This window comes from Cryobacterium melibiosiphilum (assembly GCF_003602235.1).
Lineage (GTDB): Bacteria > Actinomycetota > Actinomycetes > Actinomycetales > Microbacteriaceae > Cryobacterium > Cryobacterium melibiosiphilum.
The window spans coordinates 128,901-146,818 of record NZ_QZVS01000091.1 but is presented as its reverse complement, the minus strand read 5'-3'; the positions used below and the strand labels follow the sequence as shown (position 1 = coordinate 146,818).

At 61.4% G+C, this 17,918-nt stretch carries 10 protein-coding genes and 1 pseudogene; 3 read left to right on the top strand and 8 right to left on the bottom strand.

From position 1 onward, the window contains the following. Positions 1-96 precede the first annotated feature (96 nt). Positions 97-603, top strand: coding sequence for a hypothetical protein (locus tag D6T64_RS22325; protein ID WP_147364595.1), 507 nt, complete (start codon positions 97-99; stop codon positions 601-603). 12 nt (positions 604-615) lie between these two features. Further along, entirely contained in the window at positions 616-1,194 is a 579-nt protein-coding gene (locus tag D6T64_RS22320) for a hypothetical protein (protein ID WP_147364594.1), read from the top strand. A 223-nt stretch (positions 1,195-1,417) separates the two neighbouring features. On the opposite strand, the gene D6T64_RS16050 is transcribed toward D6T64_RS22320, so the two are convergent. The 7 genes and pseudogenes from D6T64_RS16050 to D6T64_RS22935 all read right to left on the bottom strand — a co-directional run bounded on the left by D6T64_RS16050 (position 1,418) and on the right by D6T64_RS22935 (position 10,254). Continuing rightward, complete coding sequence (locus D6T64_RS16050; protein ID WP_119975680.1) at positions 1,418-1,969, bottom strand: hypothetical protein; 552 nt, start codon at positions 1,967-1,969, stop codon at positions 1,418-1,420. 266 nt (positions 1,970-2,235) lie between these two features. Beyond that, positions 2,236-4,332: pseudogene (gene mobF, locus D6T64_RS16045) on the bottom strand (MobF family relaxase); the annotation flags it as partial. 224 nt (positions 4,333-4,556) lie between these two features. After that, complete coding sequence (locus tag D6T64_RS16040) at positions 4,557-4,778, bottom strand: hypothetical protein (protein WP_119975679.1); 222 nt, start codon at positions 4,776-4,778, stop codon at positions 4,557-4,559. A 150-nt stretch (positions 4,779-4,928) separates the two neighbouring features. Further along, on the bottom strand, positions 4,929-7,547 hold the full coding sequence (locus D6T64_RS16035) for an AAA family ATPase (RefSeq protein WP_233551264.1): 2,619 nt from the start codon (positions 7,545-7,547) through the stop codon (positions 4,929-4,931). Positions 7,548-7,558: 11 nt separating this feature from the next. Then, complete coding sequence (locus tag D6T64_RS16030; RefSeq protein WP_119975678.1) at positions 7,559-9,529, bottom strand: AAA family ATPase; 1,971 nt, start codon at positions 9,527-9,529, stop codon at positions 7,559-7,561. A gap of 89 nt (positions 9,530-9,618) precedes the next feature. Next, positions 9,619-9,894 (bottom strand): YdeI/OmpD-associated family protein, encoded by a 276-nt coding sequence (locus D6T64_RS16025; RefSeq protein WP_147364593.1) that lies wholly within the window; start codon positions 9,892-9,894, stop codon positions 9,619-9,621. A gap of 12 nt (positions 9,895-9,906) precedes the next feature. Further along, positions 9,907-10,254, bottom strand: a complete 348-nt coding sequence (locus tag D6T64_RS22935; RefSeq protein WP_199719192.1) for a hypothetical protein — start codon at positions 10,252-10,254, stop codon at positions 9,907-9,909. Positions 10,255-10,456: 202 nt separating this feature from the next. Between D6T64_RS22935 and D6T64_RS16015 the strand changes: the two genes are divergently transcribed. Beyond that, a complete protein-coding gene (locus D6T64_RS16015; RefSeq protein WP_147364592.1) occupies positions 10,457-14,392 on the top strand; it encodes a hypothetical protein in 3,936 nt (1,311 codons plus the stop codon). A 95-nt stretch (positions 14,393-14,487) separates the two neighbouring features. On the opposite strand, the gene D6T64_RS16010 is transcribed toward D6T64_RS16015, so the two are convergent. After that, positions 14,488-17,883: a DEAD/DEAH box helicase family protein gene (locus D6T64_RS16010; protein WP_119975675.1), complete on the bottom strand. Its 3,396-nt coding sequence runs from the start codon at positions 17,881-17,883 to the stop codon at positions 14,488-14,490. Between the last annotated feature and the right edge of the window lie 35 nt (positions 17,884-17,918).

Sequence of the window (17,918 nt, the reverse complement as noted above, 5' to 3'; positions counted from 1 at the left end):
TCGAGTCGAGCCCACTCGCTGTCAGATAAAACGGCAGTTCGCGACATGCGTCAACTGTGCCACACGACCCCACGGATCATTAGGAGACACGCCCTAGTGGAGCGAACGCCCCGGAACCGGCGTCCCCACTGCGTCGCGGCGATTGTCGAGCGTCGTCGCAATGTGGAGCCCGACAATTCGAGCGGCATCCCGGGCATCGTCCACCGTGAGCCGATTCGTGGGCACGTGCTCGCTGACTTCCCTCATCGCCAGCAGCATCCCGAGCGCAAGCGCGAGTACCAGCAGCGGTGGGTCGAGCAGAATCGCGACAAGATCCGCGAGTACTCCCAGCGCTACTACAAGCACCACCGCGACGAGGTCAACGCCCGCGCCGTCGCCCGCCGCGACGCCGACCCCGAACGCACCAAGCAGACCACGAAAGCGGGGCCGAACGCAACATGGAGCGCCGCGCCGAATGGCAGCGCACCCGGCGCAATAACCCCGACATCTACCAGGCGGAACTCGCTGCCAACGCCGCAGCGCGGCGCCTTAAGCGCCAGCTCAGCGGTCTGGGCCTGCCGCCGAGGCAGCTACACCCGTCCACCGCCGCCGAGCGCCGCCTGAATGAAGCGGTTCATGGATGCGCAGCGGCTCATACATGCGGACGGCGACTACAGCGCCGCTGTTGTCTCTGCTGCTACAGGTATGGAGGTCTTGAGCGACGCCCTGCTCTCAGCGTTGCTCTGGGAAGAACACGTCAGGTCCGGTGGCGAGACAGACCGCGCGGTCGATGAAGCTTCTGGTTTGTTTTCACGCGATGTCACTCCACTCAAGCGGGCGACAACGAAAACCGTCTCGATGCTTGGAGGCGATTGGACTTCATCGGCATCTCCATGGCAGGTCTACAAAGGTGGTGCTGCGAGTTTGAGGAATCGTATCGTTCACGCTGGACATCAGCCGAAGCGTCAAGAAGCCATCGCGGCGTACCAGCAGGCACTGGATAGTCAGACATTCTTGTTTGATCGCCTCGCCAACAAGAGGCTCAACTACCCGCGAACCTGCTATATATTCCTGGGGCCCGAGGGGCTCCGTAAGCGGAATCTATTGAGCGGAAAAACCAGGCGCTTTTTTGAACCGACGTTTGCCACAGAGCCGCCTTGGTCAGCAAGCTTCTCGGCCTGGCATCAGGCATTGGTGACCAAAGTCAGTGCATAACGACCCAAACGGCTCAGTACCCGTCCGAGGCAGCAGGGTTCAGAATCTGTCTGCCCCACAGGAAGGCGCGGTCAGTCGCAGACAATCGTGCCTGCTCAGCGGCGCTATTCCAGTGCTCTTGGTTGGACTGGATCATTGCGTCGATGATGACTCGCCCTTGAGGCTGTGAGAGCCCGTGGACGTGACTACATCCGACGAGAAACCTTCCTGCCACATATGCCTTTTACTCTTGAAGAGCTTCTAGGCAGGCGATAGCTTCTTCCGCACCGGCTTCGGACGCGCTCAGGTCCTGGACATCTCCATCCGCCCAATCAGAGAATGACTTCGCAAAACCGTCAACAGAAAAAGTCAGTCCCGACTTCTCATCGGTTACGGGATCCCCGTTTGTGGCCCAAAGCCCGTTAGCATCTCCGACTTCCATTCCCGCGCCGGTGATTTCACCAGCAATGAAGTACACGTCAGACCGGTCACCTGCTTTGTATGCCGTTGCCCGGGTCAGAGTGTTAGCGGGATCGATGCCCTGCACGCCAGCCTGGATTCGAGCGATAGTTGCCGCGGACACCGTTAGGCAATTCGGATCTGGCATGGCCGCTTCGGCTTCGGCTTCGGCTTCCGCTTCGGTTGTCTCTGTAGTGTCCGCTTCGGCCGTGGCCTCCACGTCACCAGCGCTGGCCCCAATGCCCTGCGGCTCAGCTCCTGATGCAGAACAACCAGCCAACAAGGGCAAAACGACGACCAAAGCAGCCAAGGACAACACGCTTTTATGCAGGATCATGCTTCCAGCGTAACTAGGTCCACAGCAGCACGAAGACAACGACACAAACATGCAATCCAGCCACCTGGCCGCAGCTTCCACACTTCCTAATCACCGCAATCCTCGATGCCCCGGCTCGATCTGGGCGAGCGCACAGAACAGAACTGCGTGGGCGGCCCAGCGTGGACCCGCTGCGGCGTCCGTGCCGGCCACTGACCAGATCGGATGCGCTGGCAGTAGTAATGAGATCGGTCGCGGCGGCCGCGGTTGCCATAGGGCTCGCTGGCGTACGCATCAATGGACTCCGGCGAGCCCTGCCGCAGCCCGAGGGACGCCACCTTCTCCCACTCATGCACGAACCGGTGCACGTCGAGCAGCTCGGGCGCATCCGGCCGGTCGTGCACCAGCAGCGAGAACGCGCCACCGGCATCCACCGACTGCAGCTGCGCGTGATCGCCGACCAGCAGCACCTTCACGCCGGCAGCAGCCGCCAGCGCGGTCACCCGGTCCAACGGCAGCGTGCCCGCCAGGGACGCCTCGTCAATGATCACGAGCTGGCCGGGCCGGAAGGTCGTGCCGTCGGCGAGATGGGAGTGCCACCACTTCGCCAGGTTCTCGGTCGTGATGCCGAGATCCGTCGCCAACACCGTCGCGGCGGCGGCCGACGGTGCCAGCCCGACGACCGACCCCGCGCCATGCGCCGACTCCCAGGCTCGCCGCAGCGCGTTCATCGCCGTCGTTTTGCCGGCGCCCGCCGGCCCGACCAGCACATCGACGACCCGCCCCGACCCGGCGACCGCCGACAGCGCCGCCAACTGGTCCGCAGCGAGCACTCCCCCGCCAGGCAGCCGCCGCCGCGCAACCGAATCCGGCACCGTAACCCGCGGCGCGGTCACCAGCGCAGCCCGCGCCAGCAACCGCGCCTCGGCCTCGAGCAGCTCGGTCGAGGTGAACACCACGGAGTGCTTTGGCCGGAACACCGAGGTCCCGTCCTCCCGCTGAAACGCCGCCGGGCTCACGGCGAGCTCCGGTGGGGTGCGTCGCAGGGAGGCGCGCTCGGCGGCATCCGCTATCAGCCCGACGACGGCCTCGCGATCGCTGGCCGACGCGAAACGGTACGGCATGCTCTGGCGCGAGGCCTCGGCGATGAGGTTCCAGTGCCGCCAGGTGGCGCGCTTCTCGCTGACGGCCGTCATCACGCTCAGCCCGAGCGCCTCAAGAGCGGAAAGCGGCAGGTCCTCAGCGTGCAGCACCACCGGGTCACCCATCACCACCAACGCGTCCCGCCCGAGCACGCGCCCGGCGCGTTCCCGCCACGCCGCCGTCAGCTGCGCCAGCGAGTGCACCTGCTTCGCCGGCCGGGTGGCGAGCGTCGCCTGGGCACGCAGCTTCGTGATCGTCACCGCACTCGGATGCCGCCCGTGACCGGCCACATACGCCTCGATCAGCCGGTCGGTCTCCACGTCGATGTGCCGGGACCGCGTCGAAAACTCCGCCACGAGCGCCTCCGGCACACCCCGCACAGCCCACGCCGGGTGCCGGTCGCGCCCTCGCTCCCGCGGTTCCCACTGCACGCCGAGCGAGCGGGTGAGCGCGTCGGCGAACAGGCTCTCGTGCAGCTCACTCAGCGCCACCACGGCCTCGTGCATCGGCCGGCCGTCGAGAGAGCGCCACTTGCCGTCGAGCACGGTCTGCACCTTGTTGCTGATCACCACGTGCGTGTGCAGGTGCGGATCCCCCGCCCGGCTGTCGAAATGATCGAACGCCGTCGCGATCAGGCCGGTCACGTCCACCTGCGCGACCGCGCCGCCCTGCCCGGTGGTGCCCGTGCGCGTCGCCGCGACCTCCCGCTCCAGGTACGCAATCACCTCGGCCACCGCCCCATGGTGCGCCGCCGCGATGCGCGCCTGCGTGCCCGCGTCCGCCACACCCCACAGAACACTCGCCGACTTCGGAATCGAAAACGTGAAGTCATACCCCGCCACGGCCCGCCGCCGCCTAGCAACCGGTTCCTCATCAGCGGATGCCGCGGCGCCCGCCGCTCGCGCCGTCGGCCCGTTCCCGAGACCCTCAACTCTCATCTGGGCCGAGGCGCGTTCTGCGGTGGTGCGGTACTCCGGGTAGGCGCGTCCGAGGGGTTCGCCGGTGACCGGGTCGCGGCCGAGGCCTACGAGCAGCTGCAGCTGGGCCTCAGTGACCAGGTCGCCCTCGGCGATGAGGCCGCCGCCGAGCCCGGGGAGGCCGGCGCCCATCCAGCGGCCGGGCGGCGTGCCCTCCGCGGTGTAGTACCGAGTGAGCGGAGTCGACATCGAACGGTCGCCGTCACTGGCGGCGACGGTGCGCAGCAGGTACATATAACCGTCCCCGGCACTCATCACCCGCATCGACACCGTCACCGCGGCCACCTCCGTCATCATGACGAAGGTGCGCCGCGACACACGGGAGGATTCGCGAATTCCCTGAGTTGCTTCCACACCAGGCTCAGCCAAGGAGGCTCGGAATTCCTCACGAACGATCGGTCAAACCGCGCTGGATCTATTTCCGTCGTCGAGACCTCCGTGCAGACGTTCCCGTATAAAGGATGACCGTTTGTTCTCAATTCCCGTGGTCATTCTCGGTCCTCACTGTCTGCGGTACCTACCGAACCGAGGCCACGACCCACGTTCATCACACGAACCACCGGATCCAGCTGCGCGAGGACCACAGCGCCGCTCTCGACGAGCGGGCGCCCCGATTTCAGGACGAAGTTCACAATCGAGACGTCGGCGAAATGAGCCGCGAGGACCACGGACATCTCGATCTCGCGGCCGGCTTGCAGATGCTCGACCATCGCCCGGTGAAGCCTCCGTGGCGACGCCGCTCGCGATTGCCTCAGGGCGTCAATGCGACCACGGTCCTCAGTCGGCTGGGAGAGCGAGGCATAGTCACGCGCGACGCTCGTTGCAACAAGGTGGACATACAAGCGCAGGATTGCTCCGTGTCATGACTTGCGGTCGTTGACCTTCTTGAGGTTTTGCAGCTCAGTCCAGTGTTGCTCCAGGCCGGTGAGGGTAGGACTGACCCCCAGCGTCACAAGCGGTTGGGAATGGCCATCAATGTACCGACAGGCAACCTCGAATATTTCCGTTACCTTAGGACCGATCTCGTCGAGTTTGCTACCGTCGATGCTCGGGAGGGTGGTCATCTGAACGTTCGCGCGGTAGCGCTTCGTTACACCCTTCAGCAACTCTTCTTCCGTGAAGACTTCGCACCACGCCCGAACATGGCTGTATGCCATCCGCACAAACGCATCTCGTACTTCCCCCTCCTGGGCCTTCGCATTCTGAATCGCAGCATTAATTCGTCCTCGAATGGCGCTCAGCGAGTCCGTGCGCAAACCAGTTGCTCGGGTGACTTGTCCTTTGCCGCTTTCGTCCGTGATTTGGAACAGCGAACAGCGTTTCGATTTCTCGGAAAGATTTAAGAGCGTCGTGGCGAAAAGGATGTCGTGGGTGAATACGATGACCTGGATGTTGTCTGCCAATTGCGCAATCCGCTGAGCGACCTCGTTGACGCGACGGTGGTCAAGGCTAGACACAGGATCATCGAAAATCACCGGCGCTGTAATGCCCGCAAGTCGCGCCTCGGCCAAGAAGTCAGCTAGGGCCAGCACCTTCTGTTCACCTTCAGAGAGCACCTTCGACGGTTTGTGCTTACCGGTCATAACTTTACGACGTTGGGCCTTGCCGTCGCGTCCGACGAATTGCAGCTTCATCGGCGGGGTCCTGAGCGCTTCGCATTCTTCAAGAAACAGCGCGTCGAAGCTCAGGTTGATGAGGTTGTTGCTGGCGGTCTTGGAGAGTTCTGTGATTGCTCTGGCCATTTGCGGCATCGGTTTTTTGAGGGTGCGAAGCCTGTCTGCTTCCTTGGCGCTCTTGACCTGAGTTTCAATCAGTGGCCAGGACAGACCGAGCTCGACTGCGTCCTTGAGCTCCAATAGCTCCGTCTGCTTATCGTCGAGGACTTTTACGCGATTCTGCTGCTGGTTCTCAAGCTCGGAGATGCTCATGCCAGTGGTCGTCAGAGCATTAGAGACCGTGCTTTTCGCTGGAGTGATCAGTTCTGTGATTTTGATGTCGACTGTCTGACTGTCGGCGAGGGCAGCGGCTATCGCGCTCCGAGCGTTCTCAATTACCTCGACCTGCGCGAAATATGTAGGGCGGTCGGCCTCGCCGGAGTCTTTGTGCTCCTCCATGAACGCGGTCATGTCGTTGCCCTGGATACTGGAGATATGACGATTGAAAGTAGTCAGCGTAGTATCGGTGGTGCGGATGTCCGCCGAGATCTTGTCTTCGAGGTACGTCGAGTAGCGAGTGAGAAGATCTCGCGCGGGGTCGAGTAACGCTTGACGACAATAAAGGCATCGATCCGCGTCGTGTACTCCGAGAGCCACAAGGTGCTGGCGATAGGTATCGCCTCTTTCAATGAAGTCGTTCCATGTGTCATCTGGGCCAGCGGGCAGATCAGCAGCCGCGAATAGTTCGCTGCGGAACGTCGCGTAGTCAGTCCCAAGTTGTGTCCGTGTAACCCGAGCCGCGTTGTACGCTGCCTGGTCGAAGGCGGACAGGGCGTCAGCGGCAGCCCCTGCCTGGGCCAATACACGCTGCTGGCTTTTGAAAGCCGTGATCTGAGTGCCCATCGTATTGGCTCGTAGAGCCGCTACCGCTTGGGTAAGCGAATCGAGCTCAGCGTCGACACCCTTGCCGGCCTTGGCCTTCGATTTGAGATCGACCAGATCCGAGGATGCGCCGAGTGCCTCGATTAGCGGATAGATCATTGAACCGCGCTGGAACCGTGAGAGTAGCCCGGTACTCCCGGAGCTGAGCCCAGCAATAGTGGAATCGACGTGACCTGCGACCGCTTGGATCGCCACAGTGACGTGCTTGAAAAGTGCCAGCGCGACCGGGACATAGACGTAGTCAAGGTCGTCATCGACGTGCGCCGTGACGGCGGGGCTATCAAAGATCGACATTCTCGTGAATGGTGAAACACCTCGGTCACCGGCCCAGGCGAGGGTCTGCGCTTGGTCGCCAAGTGTGAACTCGAGCTTTGCACTCTGTTCCTCGACGGCGCCCGCTTCGATGTCTCCGAGGATCGTGTCGGCAGTGCGGCTGTTCGCGAGCGCCTTGAAGACGCGAGAGTAACCGGTTTTGCCGGTACCGTTCTCACCGTACAAAATCGTCAAGCCCTCATGAGGCTCGATCACCGATCCAGATACCAGCGCATTGATGCCGTGAACCTCAGAGATTCGAGTCAGGGTCAGCGGCGGCGCTGACTCGTCCTGACGGGCTTCGATGTTGAGCTGAGGGACGACTGGCAGTTCACGCTCGTCGAGGGCCTTTTCCTGGCGAAATAGCTGATACGCCTTCTCAGCCGTTGACTCGCCGACAGGACGCGCGGTCGCAATGACTTCGGCTACGAGTAGGCGCACCCACTCATCCTTGGCGTTCGCCCAGTCAGCGAGGAGTGCCCTCGGGTCGAGAAGCTCAGCGACCTCTGGTTCCACGAATTCGGATTCACCGTTTGGGTTGACGGTCGTCATTGTCACTTCACCGCTCATAACGTGTTGTCTCACTTACTTCTTTTATCGGCCGACTCTTGAATTGTGGATATCCGGAGAGCACCAAGCAACTTCGCGTGGAGAGCGGTAAGCACCGCGACGCCTGCAGTGCTGGGCGTGGAACGCTGGTTCTCGACCAGCCAGTTGGCAACCGCAACCTTGGACGGAACCTTCAAGCCTTTGTCTCTAATCCAGCCATACATCCACTTCGCAACCGAGCCGCCATCCACGACGGGAATAGACGGCACCTCGGGCAAGTCGCTCACGGCGACGTCCGGATTGCATTCAGGCAGCAGCGCGGCGATAGCTGCGCGATAGTGCTCCTGGGCAAGCAGGTTCTCAATTCCCGGTACACCGAGATCCGCGATAAGTCCCTCTGGAACGCCAGCCTCCGTGAGCGCCGTCTTCAACTTCGCCCCACCGTCGTCACCGTCGACCATGTACGCAACGTGAGCTGCTTCGAGATCCAGCTTCGGCAAGAAATCGTTCGGCACCTCCGACAATCCCGGTGCCACTTGGTAAGGCAGATCAGTCTCGCCAGTCGCAGCTCGTATCAACGTTGGTAGAAGGATCATCTCGGTCGCGCCCTCCGCCAACACGACGAAACGTGCAGGGGTGAAGGCCGCCGCCGCCGCACCCATCGCAAGCATTAGAGGCGAGAAACCCGCCCCACTTTGCCAAAAACTGTTCCTGACGTCGCTGACCTGAAAATTGTCCTTACGCGGTACGACGACACGGATGCCAGTACCAAGGTCAGGTGGTAGACAGGCCGGACTATGTGTCGTGTAGATAACTTTGACCGCATGTTCCTGCTTGACGAACATATTCACCAGATCGGCCTGCGCATCGATATGAAGGTGATTCTCCGCCTCGTCGATGAGGAGGATCGGTAAGCGACCAGAACCATGCACCTTCAGAAATGCGATCAATGCGACGAACATCCGCAGGCCCGCGCTTCGCTCGTCGAAAACAGTGACATTGTCACCATCCTCCATCAGCTCGATACGCAGTTGGTCACCGTCCAGCTCGAAGTGAACTGACAGATTCGATTGCTTCCACGCCCCTTCAAAAATCGTGTCCATGCGACTGTTGGCCTGCACGATTGCCGATCGTCGACGGGCAATATCTCCCGTCCGCACGAACTGAAGAAGCTGGGTGAGATCGAGCGACGCCGTACCGGCCAGGTTCTCGAGCGCAGCTGGCGGATCGTTAGCGAGTGCATCGTTGAACGTGTACGCGGACTGAATCGAGCGGTCCGCCTCGTTGAACATAATGAAGTCAGGTGCGCGGTGCCAGAGCCGATCGCGTGCAATTGCAGCGGGGTCTTCTCGCTCCGCCCAGACGAGGATCGTGCCGTAAGCCTCGCGGAGCTGCTTAGATTCAGCTTCATCGAGCGTTGCTGTTTGTAGCGACCGCGTAGTCTCGACTATCTCATCAGACAGGACGCTTCCCGGTTCAGCGATGGCAGCATCGATCGCTTCGATGGTCGCCTGGAGTTCTTTCCGATAGTCACGAGGCGCATCTGACTCCGGATCGGCATACGTGGTGTTGGGGTCGATCCACTCGTCGAGAGACGTGTCTGTAAATGACGCCCGCAAACATTCTGCCGCGGCCTGGAGCGACTTAACTGACTTCATTGGACGGGGAGATAGCTCGACTACGAGATCGTCGCCGGCAGCTGATCGTGCGATTGAGGCACGAGTAGGCGGTTCGAGTAAGTCAAGATCGGCGAGCGCACTCTTGTCGGCGTCATCGACGACGTAGTCGAAAGTGGTGACACGGGTCTGATCAGATACCTCTGCGGCACGGGAGCGCTGGGGCACTGGCACAGCCTCAGCGCGATTTACATGTCCGAGCGCCTTCAAGAGCGTCGTCTTTCCGGCCTCATTCGGACCGACGATCGCGATGACCTTCGCATCGAGGTTGATCTTGGAGTCGACAATGCGACCGTAACCGCGGATGCGGGCAGAAATAAGTCTCATTATTCTCGGCCCCTAATTAATCCCAGCTCGATAAGAGCATCGAGCTTCTGGATCACGCGCGACTCGTTCCCATATTCGAACCCCCCTAGTTATGAAGATAGGGCATCACTCGAGCTCTTCAACCCAGCATCAGTCACAAGTCCATTCGCGATGAGCGCGTGAGCCTGTTCTACACTGCGTTTTGATGATGTTTCAATCGTCTTCCGAGAGGTGAACTGCTGAAGGTAAGACACCTGGGCGGCATCCACGACGAGGCCGATGACCGCTTCGCGATCCGACGCCGAGGCGATTCGTAGTTGCGCCAGCTGGCGTGCCGCCTCCGCGGCGAGGTTCCAATGCCGCCAGGTGGCACGCTTCTCGCTCACCGCCGTCATCACTCACGACCCGATCTCATCGATCGCCTCCCGCGGCATGTCCTCGGCACGCAGCACGGGTGCTGGCGATGTTGTGGCCGCCGTGGACACCCACTTGGTCGCGGCCTCACCGAGCGCTCGCTCCGCTCGCTCGCGCCGGGCCGCGGTGCGTTCGGCAAGGGAGCGCACTCTTTTGCAGGCTTGGTCAAGAGTGTCGCCGGCGCGCGGAGCTTCATGATGGTCACGGGACCGGGACGGCGGCCGTGCCGGCTGCCAATCGCCGGCAGCGACGGTGCGCAGCAAGTATTTGTAGCCGTCGCCGACTCTCATCACCGGCATCGACACCGTCACCACGGTTTCCTCCGCTTTCACGTAGCGGGTGTGCCACCTCGATCTGCAAGAGGCGTGGGAGTTCGTATGTGGTTGTGTGCCTGGTCTAAAGTTGTCGCGCTTCCCGATGAGAAGCAGGGGTTGGTCTCGCCGATGGGATGTCCGAGCTGCACTCCGCCGCGCAATATGACTTCACATACCTCATATCGACCTCCGTGAATCGATCGCCTGCAACACTGTTGAGATGTCGAAAAAGACCAGCAGGGCGAAACGTCTTACCAAGACGCCGCCCTCCGCACGCCGAGTTTCTGCCTCAAACGACGCTGACGATGTTGACTGGGTTGGTACTCGGCACGGCGCCCGAGCAGGAAGAGGCTTCACGTTTCAGCATCTAGTCGGCGCCTGGCTAGCCTCAGGTATCAACTCGGATGAGGTTGCAGGCATTCAACTCACTCCTGAAGGACTGGAAGATCTAACCGTTGAGGGGACAGTTACGCTCCAACTTCAAGTCAAGTCCCGAATCGATAGAAGAGGCCAGTTCCCTAGTGGGGAAGCCGCGACAGCCATCGTTTCCACATGGGCGGCACACAACTCCAGAAACAGGCCGACGGATCAACTCGCGGTTCTTTTTGAAAGTGACATAGAGGGGTGTCAGCTGCCGCGCGACCTGGGCATCGTGATTGCGTCCATACCAAGCTCCACGGCCCTGTGCTCGGCAGTCAGATCAGCGGCTACTACTCGCGGGTACTCAGCCGCGGAAGCCGCCGAGATCTGCGCCACGGTGTGGGTATTGGCATTGCCATGGGCGGAGGCGCAGCAGCGAATTGTGGCTCGACTTATGCTCAGAAACTCATCAACGCCCACGGGCGTCCTTGGCCTGGTTAGCCGCGAGCTTGAAGCGGCCGTCCAGATGGCGGCGGCCGATAACGCGAGTAGACCGCGCGATCAACGATCCACACTGTCACGAACAGCCATTGGCTCCCTCATCTCGCGCACTATTGAACTGGCTGATGTAGGTAGCCTTCAGTCTGCAGTTCGCGATGGCATCTGCGAGCCTTTCGCCGAAGCGCCTAAAAGCACTGATGGACGGCGTTATTACGAAGGAATCGGCACACAACCAACGCACGTCGCAGCCGGTCTGGTAGTTGCCTCGGACGAGATCAACGATGCAGTTTTGGCCGGATGCGTCGAGTACGGAACCGTCGTGCTGCATGGGCCTTCTGGGGTTGGAAAAAGCGCAGCGCTCTGGTCATTTCCGAATGCTGCTCCCGGAGTGCTGTGGTTTCGCGTCCGACGGTTGTCCCCAGATGACGTCAGCAGCATTATTCGATTGGTCCGAGCCTGGGGCGCGGGTCCCGAACGGCCGGTCGGCCTTCTCATTGATTCCGCTGGCACCGGTGGGTATGGCGGGTGGCGTGATTTGCGCCGAGAGGCTGCCGCAGTCCCTGGCGTTTACCTAGTCGCCACTGCACGCAATGAGGATCTTCCCGTGCTTGGAGATTTGCGAGACTGCGTCACGGTGGAAGTTGCTCTCACAGAGCGCATGGCCGCTCAAATTTTCAACGGGCTTGTTGCAGCTAGCTCCACCTCGTATTTGCACTGGGCTGAAGCGTTCGAAATTAGCAATGGGCTCACCATGGAATTCACCCACTTGCTGACCAAGGGTGTGCGGCTCCAGCAAGTCATTGACGACCAGATAAGCGAGCGTCTGCACCTCGCCCGTGATCTCGAGTTAGAAATCCTCAGCATCTGTGGTGTATCTGGCCAATGGGGTGCTTCGGTTCCCCTCGACTCGCTGCTTCGACAGGTTCACGCATCGGACTTCGAGGCGCGTCGGGCTATCGAACGCCTTGTGACTGAACACATGATCATCAAGGCTGGTGAACGTCTCACCGCCATACACCAACTCCGTTCTACGGCCATTGCCGTGGCTATTCATCGGACGCCTCCTCCTCACTTGCGAGATTCCGTGGCGAAGACCCTCCCCTTACTCCACACTGACGACATCGCAAGTTTCACGGCCAGCGCGCTCACGGCCCGATCCGATTTGGACACAATAGTTCTCGACGCGGCGCTGGCCAGTGCACCCAGCGTCGCACGCTTCATTGCCTACCTGCATGGCCTTAGAGCAGCCTCATTCTCTCGCCGCGCAATGCGATGGGTTGAAATTGCGGAATCGCATTCCGTGGTGCCAGCGAAGAGAGCCTACATATTTCAATGGGCTGTAGCGGAAATCGATACGTCAGTCTTTCCAAAGAACGTTCAGGCCGCGGTGAAAGAGATGGCAGATTCCCCTACTGAGTCCCTTGCAGCGCGCCTGCTCGGCGACCTAGATCCCGCTGCCCTGAAAAACGTACTAATTGACTCAGCTCTAGACGAACTCCCGCAGTTGTTCGCAGAGCTCAGGGACGCCAATCCCGAACAGATCAAGGCGCTGGTCTCCGCGGCTCGGGAACGCCGTTTGGTGGCAAGTCTAAGCACTGCGACTTTGCCACAGATTGGCGATATTATTTCTGCCGCCATGACAGTGGGGCACCTCGTAGGGGTTGCATTGTGTGAATCTGCTGGCGGCCAAGGCCATCTTCTCGATCGCTTCGCCAGCGAAACTCCGTGGATCCTGGAGGCAGAGATTCGAAAGGGAAACGACGGACTGATTGGTTATGCGCGGATCCTTCAACACGCCGAATTGGACCAATCTGACCACGCACAAGCTGTTGCCATTGGACGACGCCTGCTCCGGCTCTTCCCAGACATAACTGAAGTTGATGTGGCCGTGCTTTTACCCGGCGGCCATGCGTTGGTAATCGGTGAGCACAATTTCGCCGCCACCGGATTGATTCGCCGTAACGACATCACCGAGCGAGAAGTGTCTTGGAATCAGGAAAGGATTATCAGATCGGTGTCCCTGATTGCCGAAAGCGACACCACTCGCCTTTTCACCGCCCTTGGCTTGATCGACCGACTGATCCTGCCATTGGCTCAGCTAGCGACGTCTCTGGTCACAGGCCGTCAGGGAAGCCGCAGTCAGCCGAATCCGGTGGACTTGATCAGCTCTATAAGCAAGGCCGCCAATGACATTGGACCTGCATTCGGAGCGACCTACACGACAAACGGCAAGTTCAACACGCTTGACGATGTCTCAGGATTCATTACAGATGTGACAGATAACTTGATACCTCGAATGCTGAAAGGCACTTCGGAATTCTCATTGCTCGCCGCACATCTGCGGGACCATATCCTCTCCCGTTCACTTGTTGGGATCAAGAACCAGCGTTGGTATCTCGTTGGTCTCGATCATCATCCGGCAGCGCTCGACGAGTTGGAGGACCTCCTTGAATCGCTCTACCTCGTCCTGTACGAATGCGGACGGGACGCATCTAGCGGTACCCGTGTTCTGATGAGGGCCAAGTCTGCTCGAGCGGAGTGGGCCCTCAAACGCGGAGCGGCTGAGGCACACCGTCTTTCCACACTTTCGTCCGATGCAGAGTATGAAGAATTCAGACGCGCCATCGCCCCGCTATCTCAGGCAACAGCGCTAAAGAACACTCAAACACCCGGTAAATTTGGGACACGCGCGTTGAGCTACGAGGTCGCAACGGTCTTGGAATGGCCGCAGCACCTCGGGGAAGTAATCGAGTTTTCGATAACGAACAGCGAAAGTATGGGCAATGACATCGTCGTTGCTCCCACCTGCCAAGGGTTGCTGCTCGCCGGGATGGAGGTACGCATATACAACGGTAAGGCTTGGCCGGGAGCTGATCTGGACGAGATGCGTGCAGTTCTTCCTCCGACATCTCCAGCGCCTCTTTTCGATCAAGTCCGCGGCGCATTTGACGCTCTCTCGCAGTTGTACACGGCGCGAGATTTGCCCACATCCCAACTTCGAATTCCGACGATTGCCCAATTCAAGATCGACGCTCAGCAGACATTTGCCGCCGCTATGGTTGAGGTCGAATCCTTCCCGTCCGACGCCGTAACAATTGAGTTGAAGCGCTTGCTGCGTCAGTTCGCCCGTGACATCGAAGATTTGAATGCGCCCAATCTCGCGTCAGCTCTTGTTGCAGGCCTCTTGTTCGGGGAAGACGATGCGTCCTTATTGGAGACGACTGCAGCTGTGCTTCTGGCTAGGCAGTGGGATATCGATCGAAAAGTCGCCCTAGCAGTGTTAGATGCCGAATAGCCGCGCGCGCCTGCTGGGGGCCCACTCAGACTCTATTTTGCTGTTTGGCCAGTTAGGGGTGCGTGCAGGAGCGCGTGGTTCTCCATGAAAGGACATCACGAAGCCGCCACCTCGGCAGTCGCGGTCACGCCAGCTAGGACCCGCACTAGCGTCGTCACCTGCGCGTCTGTGAAGAGGCCGTCAGGACCTTGCGGCGCGAAGTCCGTAAATGGCGCCTCATAGAGCAGCTTCGTCGGCACGGCACCGCGCTGGGTCAGCTGCTCGATGATCAGGTTCACGAAGGCGAGCTGGTTTCCCGTCAAGGGGATGTCGCCGACGAAGGCGCTTAGCGCATCCGCTGCCGCCGAACGATCCATGCCCGCAACCGAGCGGATGAACATTCCAAGGCCATTTGCTTCCGCTACACCGTCGGCTATCTCCGCGACCGAGAACCCGCCGGTCTGCAACAGGATCCGCTCTAGCTCAGCCAGGTCGAGGGCGGTCAGCTGCCGGCCCATCCGCAGCTTGAATAGCACCGCCTGGTCTTCGTGCTCGCGCAGGAACGCGAAGAGCTTCTGCCGGAACCGCGCCTGGTCAACGCCCGGCGTCACGATGTGCGGCGACAGCGGGGCGAACTCCCCCAGGGTGTCTTCAAAGTCGGTGTAAACGATTGCGCGGCTGGTCTTGTCGACCAGGTAGACGAGCCCGCGCAATCGCAGGCGCGCGAGCTCAAGCAGGTTCAGCGTCACACCGTCCCACCACAGGTCGCTGGCCACAGCGTCGATGAGCTCGAGGTTCTGCTTCACGATCGGAATGTTGCGCTGTTCGCCGAGTCCTCGGGCGACCTGCTGAATGCGCTGCTTCGCTGCGGCGAAGGCCGCCGCATAGGCCGGGTCGGGGTCGACGACGCCCAGCTGCGCGCGTAGGGCGAGCAGGTCGAACCGCTTCGCGTCTTCGTCGGTGTCATGCGCGTGCACGGCCGACGGCAGGTCACCCAAGTGCTCGGCGGCATCCTCGAGGTCCTCGGGCGACGGGTCGAGCCACACGAGCGGGTCCGCAAACCGCTCGACAGCGCGCAGGTGGCGGCGCACGAGAAAGTTGGTGCGGCTCATGCCGGTGACAATGCCGAGCAGGCCAGCGGCGAGGGATTCCCGCAGGGCGCGAGCGGTGGCATCCGTCGTCTGGGTGCGATCGATCGCACCGAGCAGCCGTACCCTCGCCGCGAACAGGCGCTGGCGCAGCGGCGGCGTGACGGGCGTCGCGTTCTCGGGAAAGTCTTGGTTGAAGAAATCGAGGTTGCCGCAGACGTCGAAGATCATGAAGTCGGCCTTGTCGGCGCCGGGCCCGTAGAGGTCAGGGCGCAGGCGGGTACCGCGCCCGATCATCTGCCAATACTTCGTCTTCGAGTACACCGGCTTGAAAAAGACCAGGTTGACGACGTCGGGCACGTCGATTCCGGTGTCGAGCATGTCCACCGAGATGGCGATGTGCGGCGTCTGCTCGGGCTTCGAAAACGTCTCGATCAGGGTCTCCACGTAGTCGGACTGGTAGGTGATGACCTGCGCGAACGTACCCTTGTATTCGGGGTAATTGGCATCGAACCGCGCGGCGATGAACCGAGCGTGCTCCTGGTTCTTCGCAAACACGATGGTCTTGCCCAGCCGGTCACCGCCGGCAACCCGCCGCCCTTCGGTCATCAGCACCTCGAGCACCTTGTCGACGGTGTCAGTGTTGAACAGCCACTTGTTCACCGCCGCCGCGTCAACCTCGGTGGGCACCAGCCCGTCGTCCCACTCGAGCAGGTCCCACTGGTCACGTTCGCTGTCACTCAGATCGGTGTAGCGGATGCCGCGGGCCATGAACCCGAGATCGATCGGCCGTCCCACCGGCGGCACCAGATAGCCGTCGGCGATGGCCTGCCCGAGGTCGTAGGAGTCGGTCGGCACGCCGTCTTCGAGGTTGAACAGCCCGTAGGTGTTGTGGTCGACCTCGTCTTTCGGCGTGGCCGTGAGCCCCACCAGGAGCGAATCGAAGTACGTGAAGATCTCGCCGTACTTCTGGTACACCGAGCGGTGCGCCTCGTCGATCACGATCAGGTCGAAATAGCCCGGCCCGAACCGGCCAGGCGTGTCACCGTCCTGGCTGATCAGGCCCATGATCGTGCCGTAGGTCGACACAAACACGCGCGCGTTGGTGTCTTTCTCGGTCAACAGGTTCACGGCCGGAACGGTCGGCAGAAACTCCTTGAACGCCTTCGTGGCCTGGTTCACGAGCGCCCGCCGATCGGCGAGAAACAGCACCCGCTTGGCCCAGTTGGCCCGCATCAGCAGGTCGGCGAGGGCGATCACCGTGCGGGTCTTACCGCTGCCAGTCGCCATCACGAGCAGCGCCTTGCGCTGGTTGGCCTCGAAGCTCTCGGCGATCTTCGTGATCGCCTGCACCTGGTAGCTGCGACCCACGATCGTGTTGTCGATGGCGCTCGACACCAGCGCCTGCCGCGCCGCCCGACGCTGCACCAACAGCACAAGCTGGTCGCGGGTGTAGAAACCCGAGACCTCGCGCTGGGGGTACCGTTCGTCATCCCAGATGAAGTGCTCATAGCCGTTGGTGTAGAAAATGATCGGGCGCTGCCCGAATTGCTGCTCCAGGGCATCCGCATAGAGCCGCGCCTGGGTCGCACCGGCCTGGGCGTTGCGCGAGGTGCGTTTGGCCTCGACGAGGCCGAGCGGCAGGCCGTCGTCGCCCCAGAGCACGTAGTCGACAAAACCGGTGCCGCTCGCATTCGGCATGCCGGTGACGGCGAACTCGCGGTCGCGTTTGTCGGCGAGCGGCCAGCCGGCCTCTTCCAGCAGCACGTCGATGAGCCAGTGCCGTGTCTCATCTTCGAGGTAGTCGTGCGTATCGACAATCACCGCAGACACGGCCTTCGCAGCCGCGATCTGCTCTTGAAGCGCCGCGACCTGGGCCCGCAGCCCCGAGTTATCGGCGGCCAGCTGGGCCAAGGCGACGTCTTTGGCGGTGTTTTCGGTGGCGAGCTTCTGAAGTTGGGCCTGGGTTTGGGCGGCGGCGCCCGGCTGCGGGTGCGGCACCGCGGAGTTGTCGAACAGCAGCCCCGGCGCGGGACGCAGCTCGGCCTTGGCCGCGTAGGTGGTCGCGAGCCAGATCATCACCTGAAAGAGCTCGCGCACGACCGGCAGGCTGTCGGTGCCCCGCACCGGCGCGGGCTTGTGCACGGCGTTGTTGCCCAGCTTGCGAATGAGGTTCATTTTCGCCTGGATCGCCGGCCCGACCAGTGTCGTGAAGGTCGGCTCGAACAGCAGCGCGGCCAGGTCGTCTTTATACGGCCGGGTGAGGGTGGAATCGGCGCGGTACATCCACTGCACGGTCAGTTCCAGCGCCCGCCGGGCATAAAAAACGGATGACCGGGGGTCACCGAAGGTGTAATGCTCGGCTCGATGCGCCTCGTTACCGATCTCGGGCCAGGCCGTCTTAATGAAATCGAAGTTGCTCACTGCGGACTTTCCCCTCCACCGTTCTGATCCGACTC

Coding starts and splice junctions, on each gene's coding strand:
- D6T64_RS22320 (WP_147364594.1), top strand. CDS start 616: ATGGATGCGCAGCGGCTCATACATGCGGACGGCGACTACAGCGCCGCT.
- D6T64_RS16050 (WP_119975680.1), bottom strand. CDS start 1,969: ATGATCCTGCATAAAAGCGTGTTGTCCTTGGCTGCTTTGGTCGTCGTT.
- D6T64_RS16040 (WP_119975679.1), bottom strand. CDS start 4,778: ATGGTCGAGCATCTGCAAGCCGGCCGCGAGATCGAGATGTCCGTGGTC.
- D6T64_RS16035 (WP_233551264.1), bottom strand. CDS start 7,547: ATGAGCGGTGAAGTGACAATGACGACCGTCAACCCAAACGGTGAATCC.
- D6T64_RS16030 (WP_119975678.1), bottom strand. CDS start 9,529: ATGAGACTTATTTCTGCCCGCATCCGCGGTTACGGTCGCATTGTCGAC.
- D6T64_RS16015 (WP_147364592.1), top strand. CDS start 10,457: ATGTCGAAAAAGACCAGCAGGGCGAAACGTCTTACCAAGACGCCGCCC.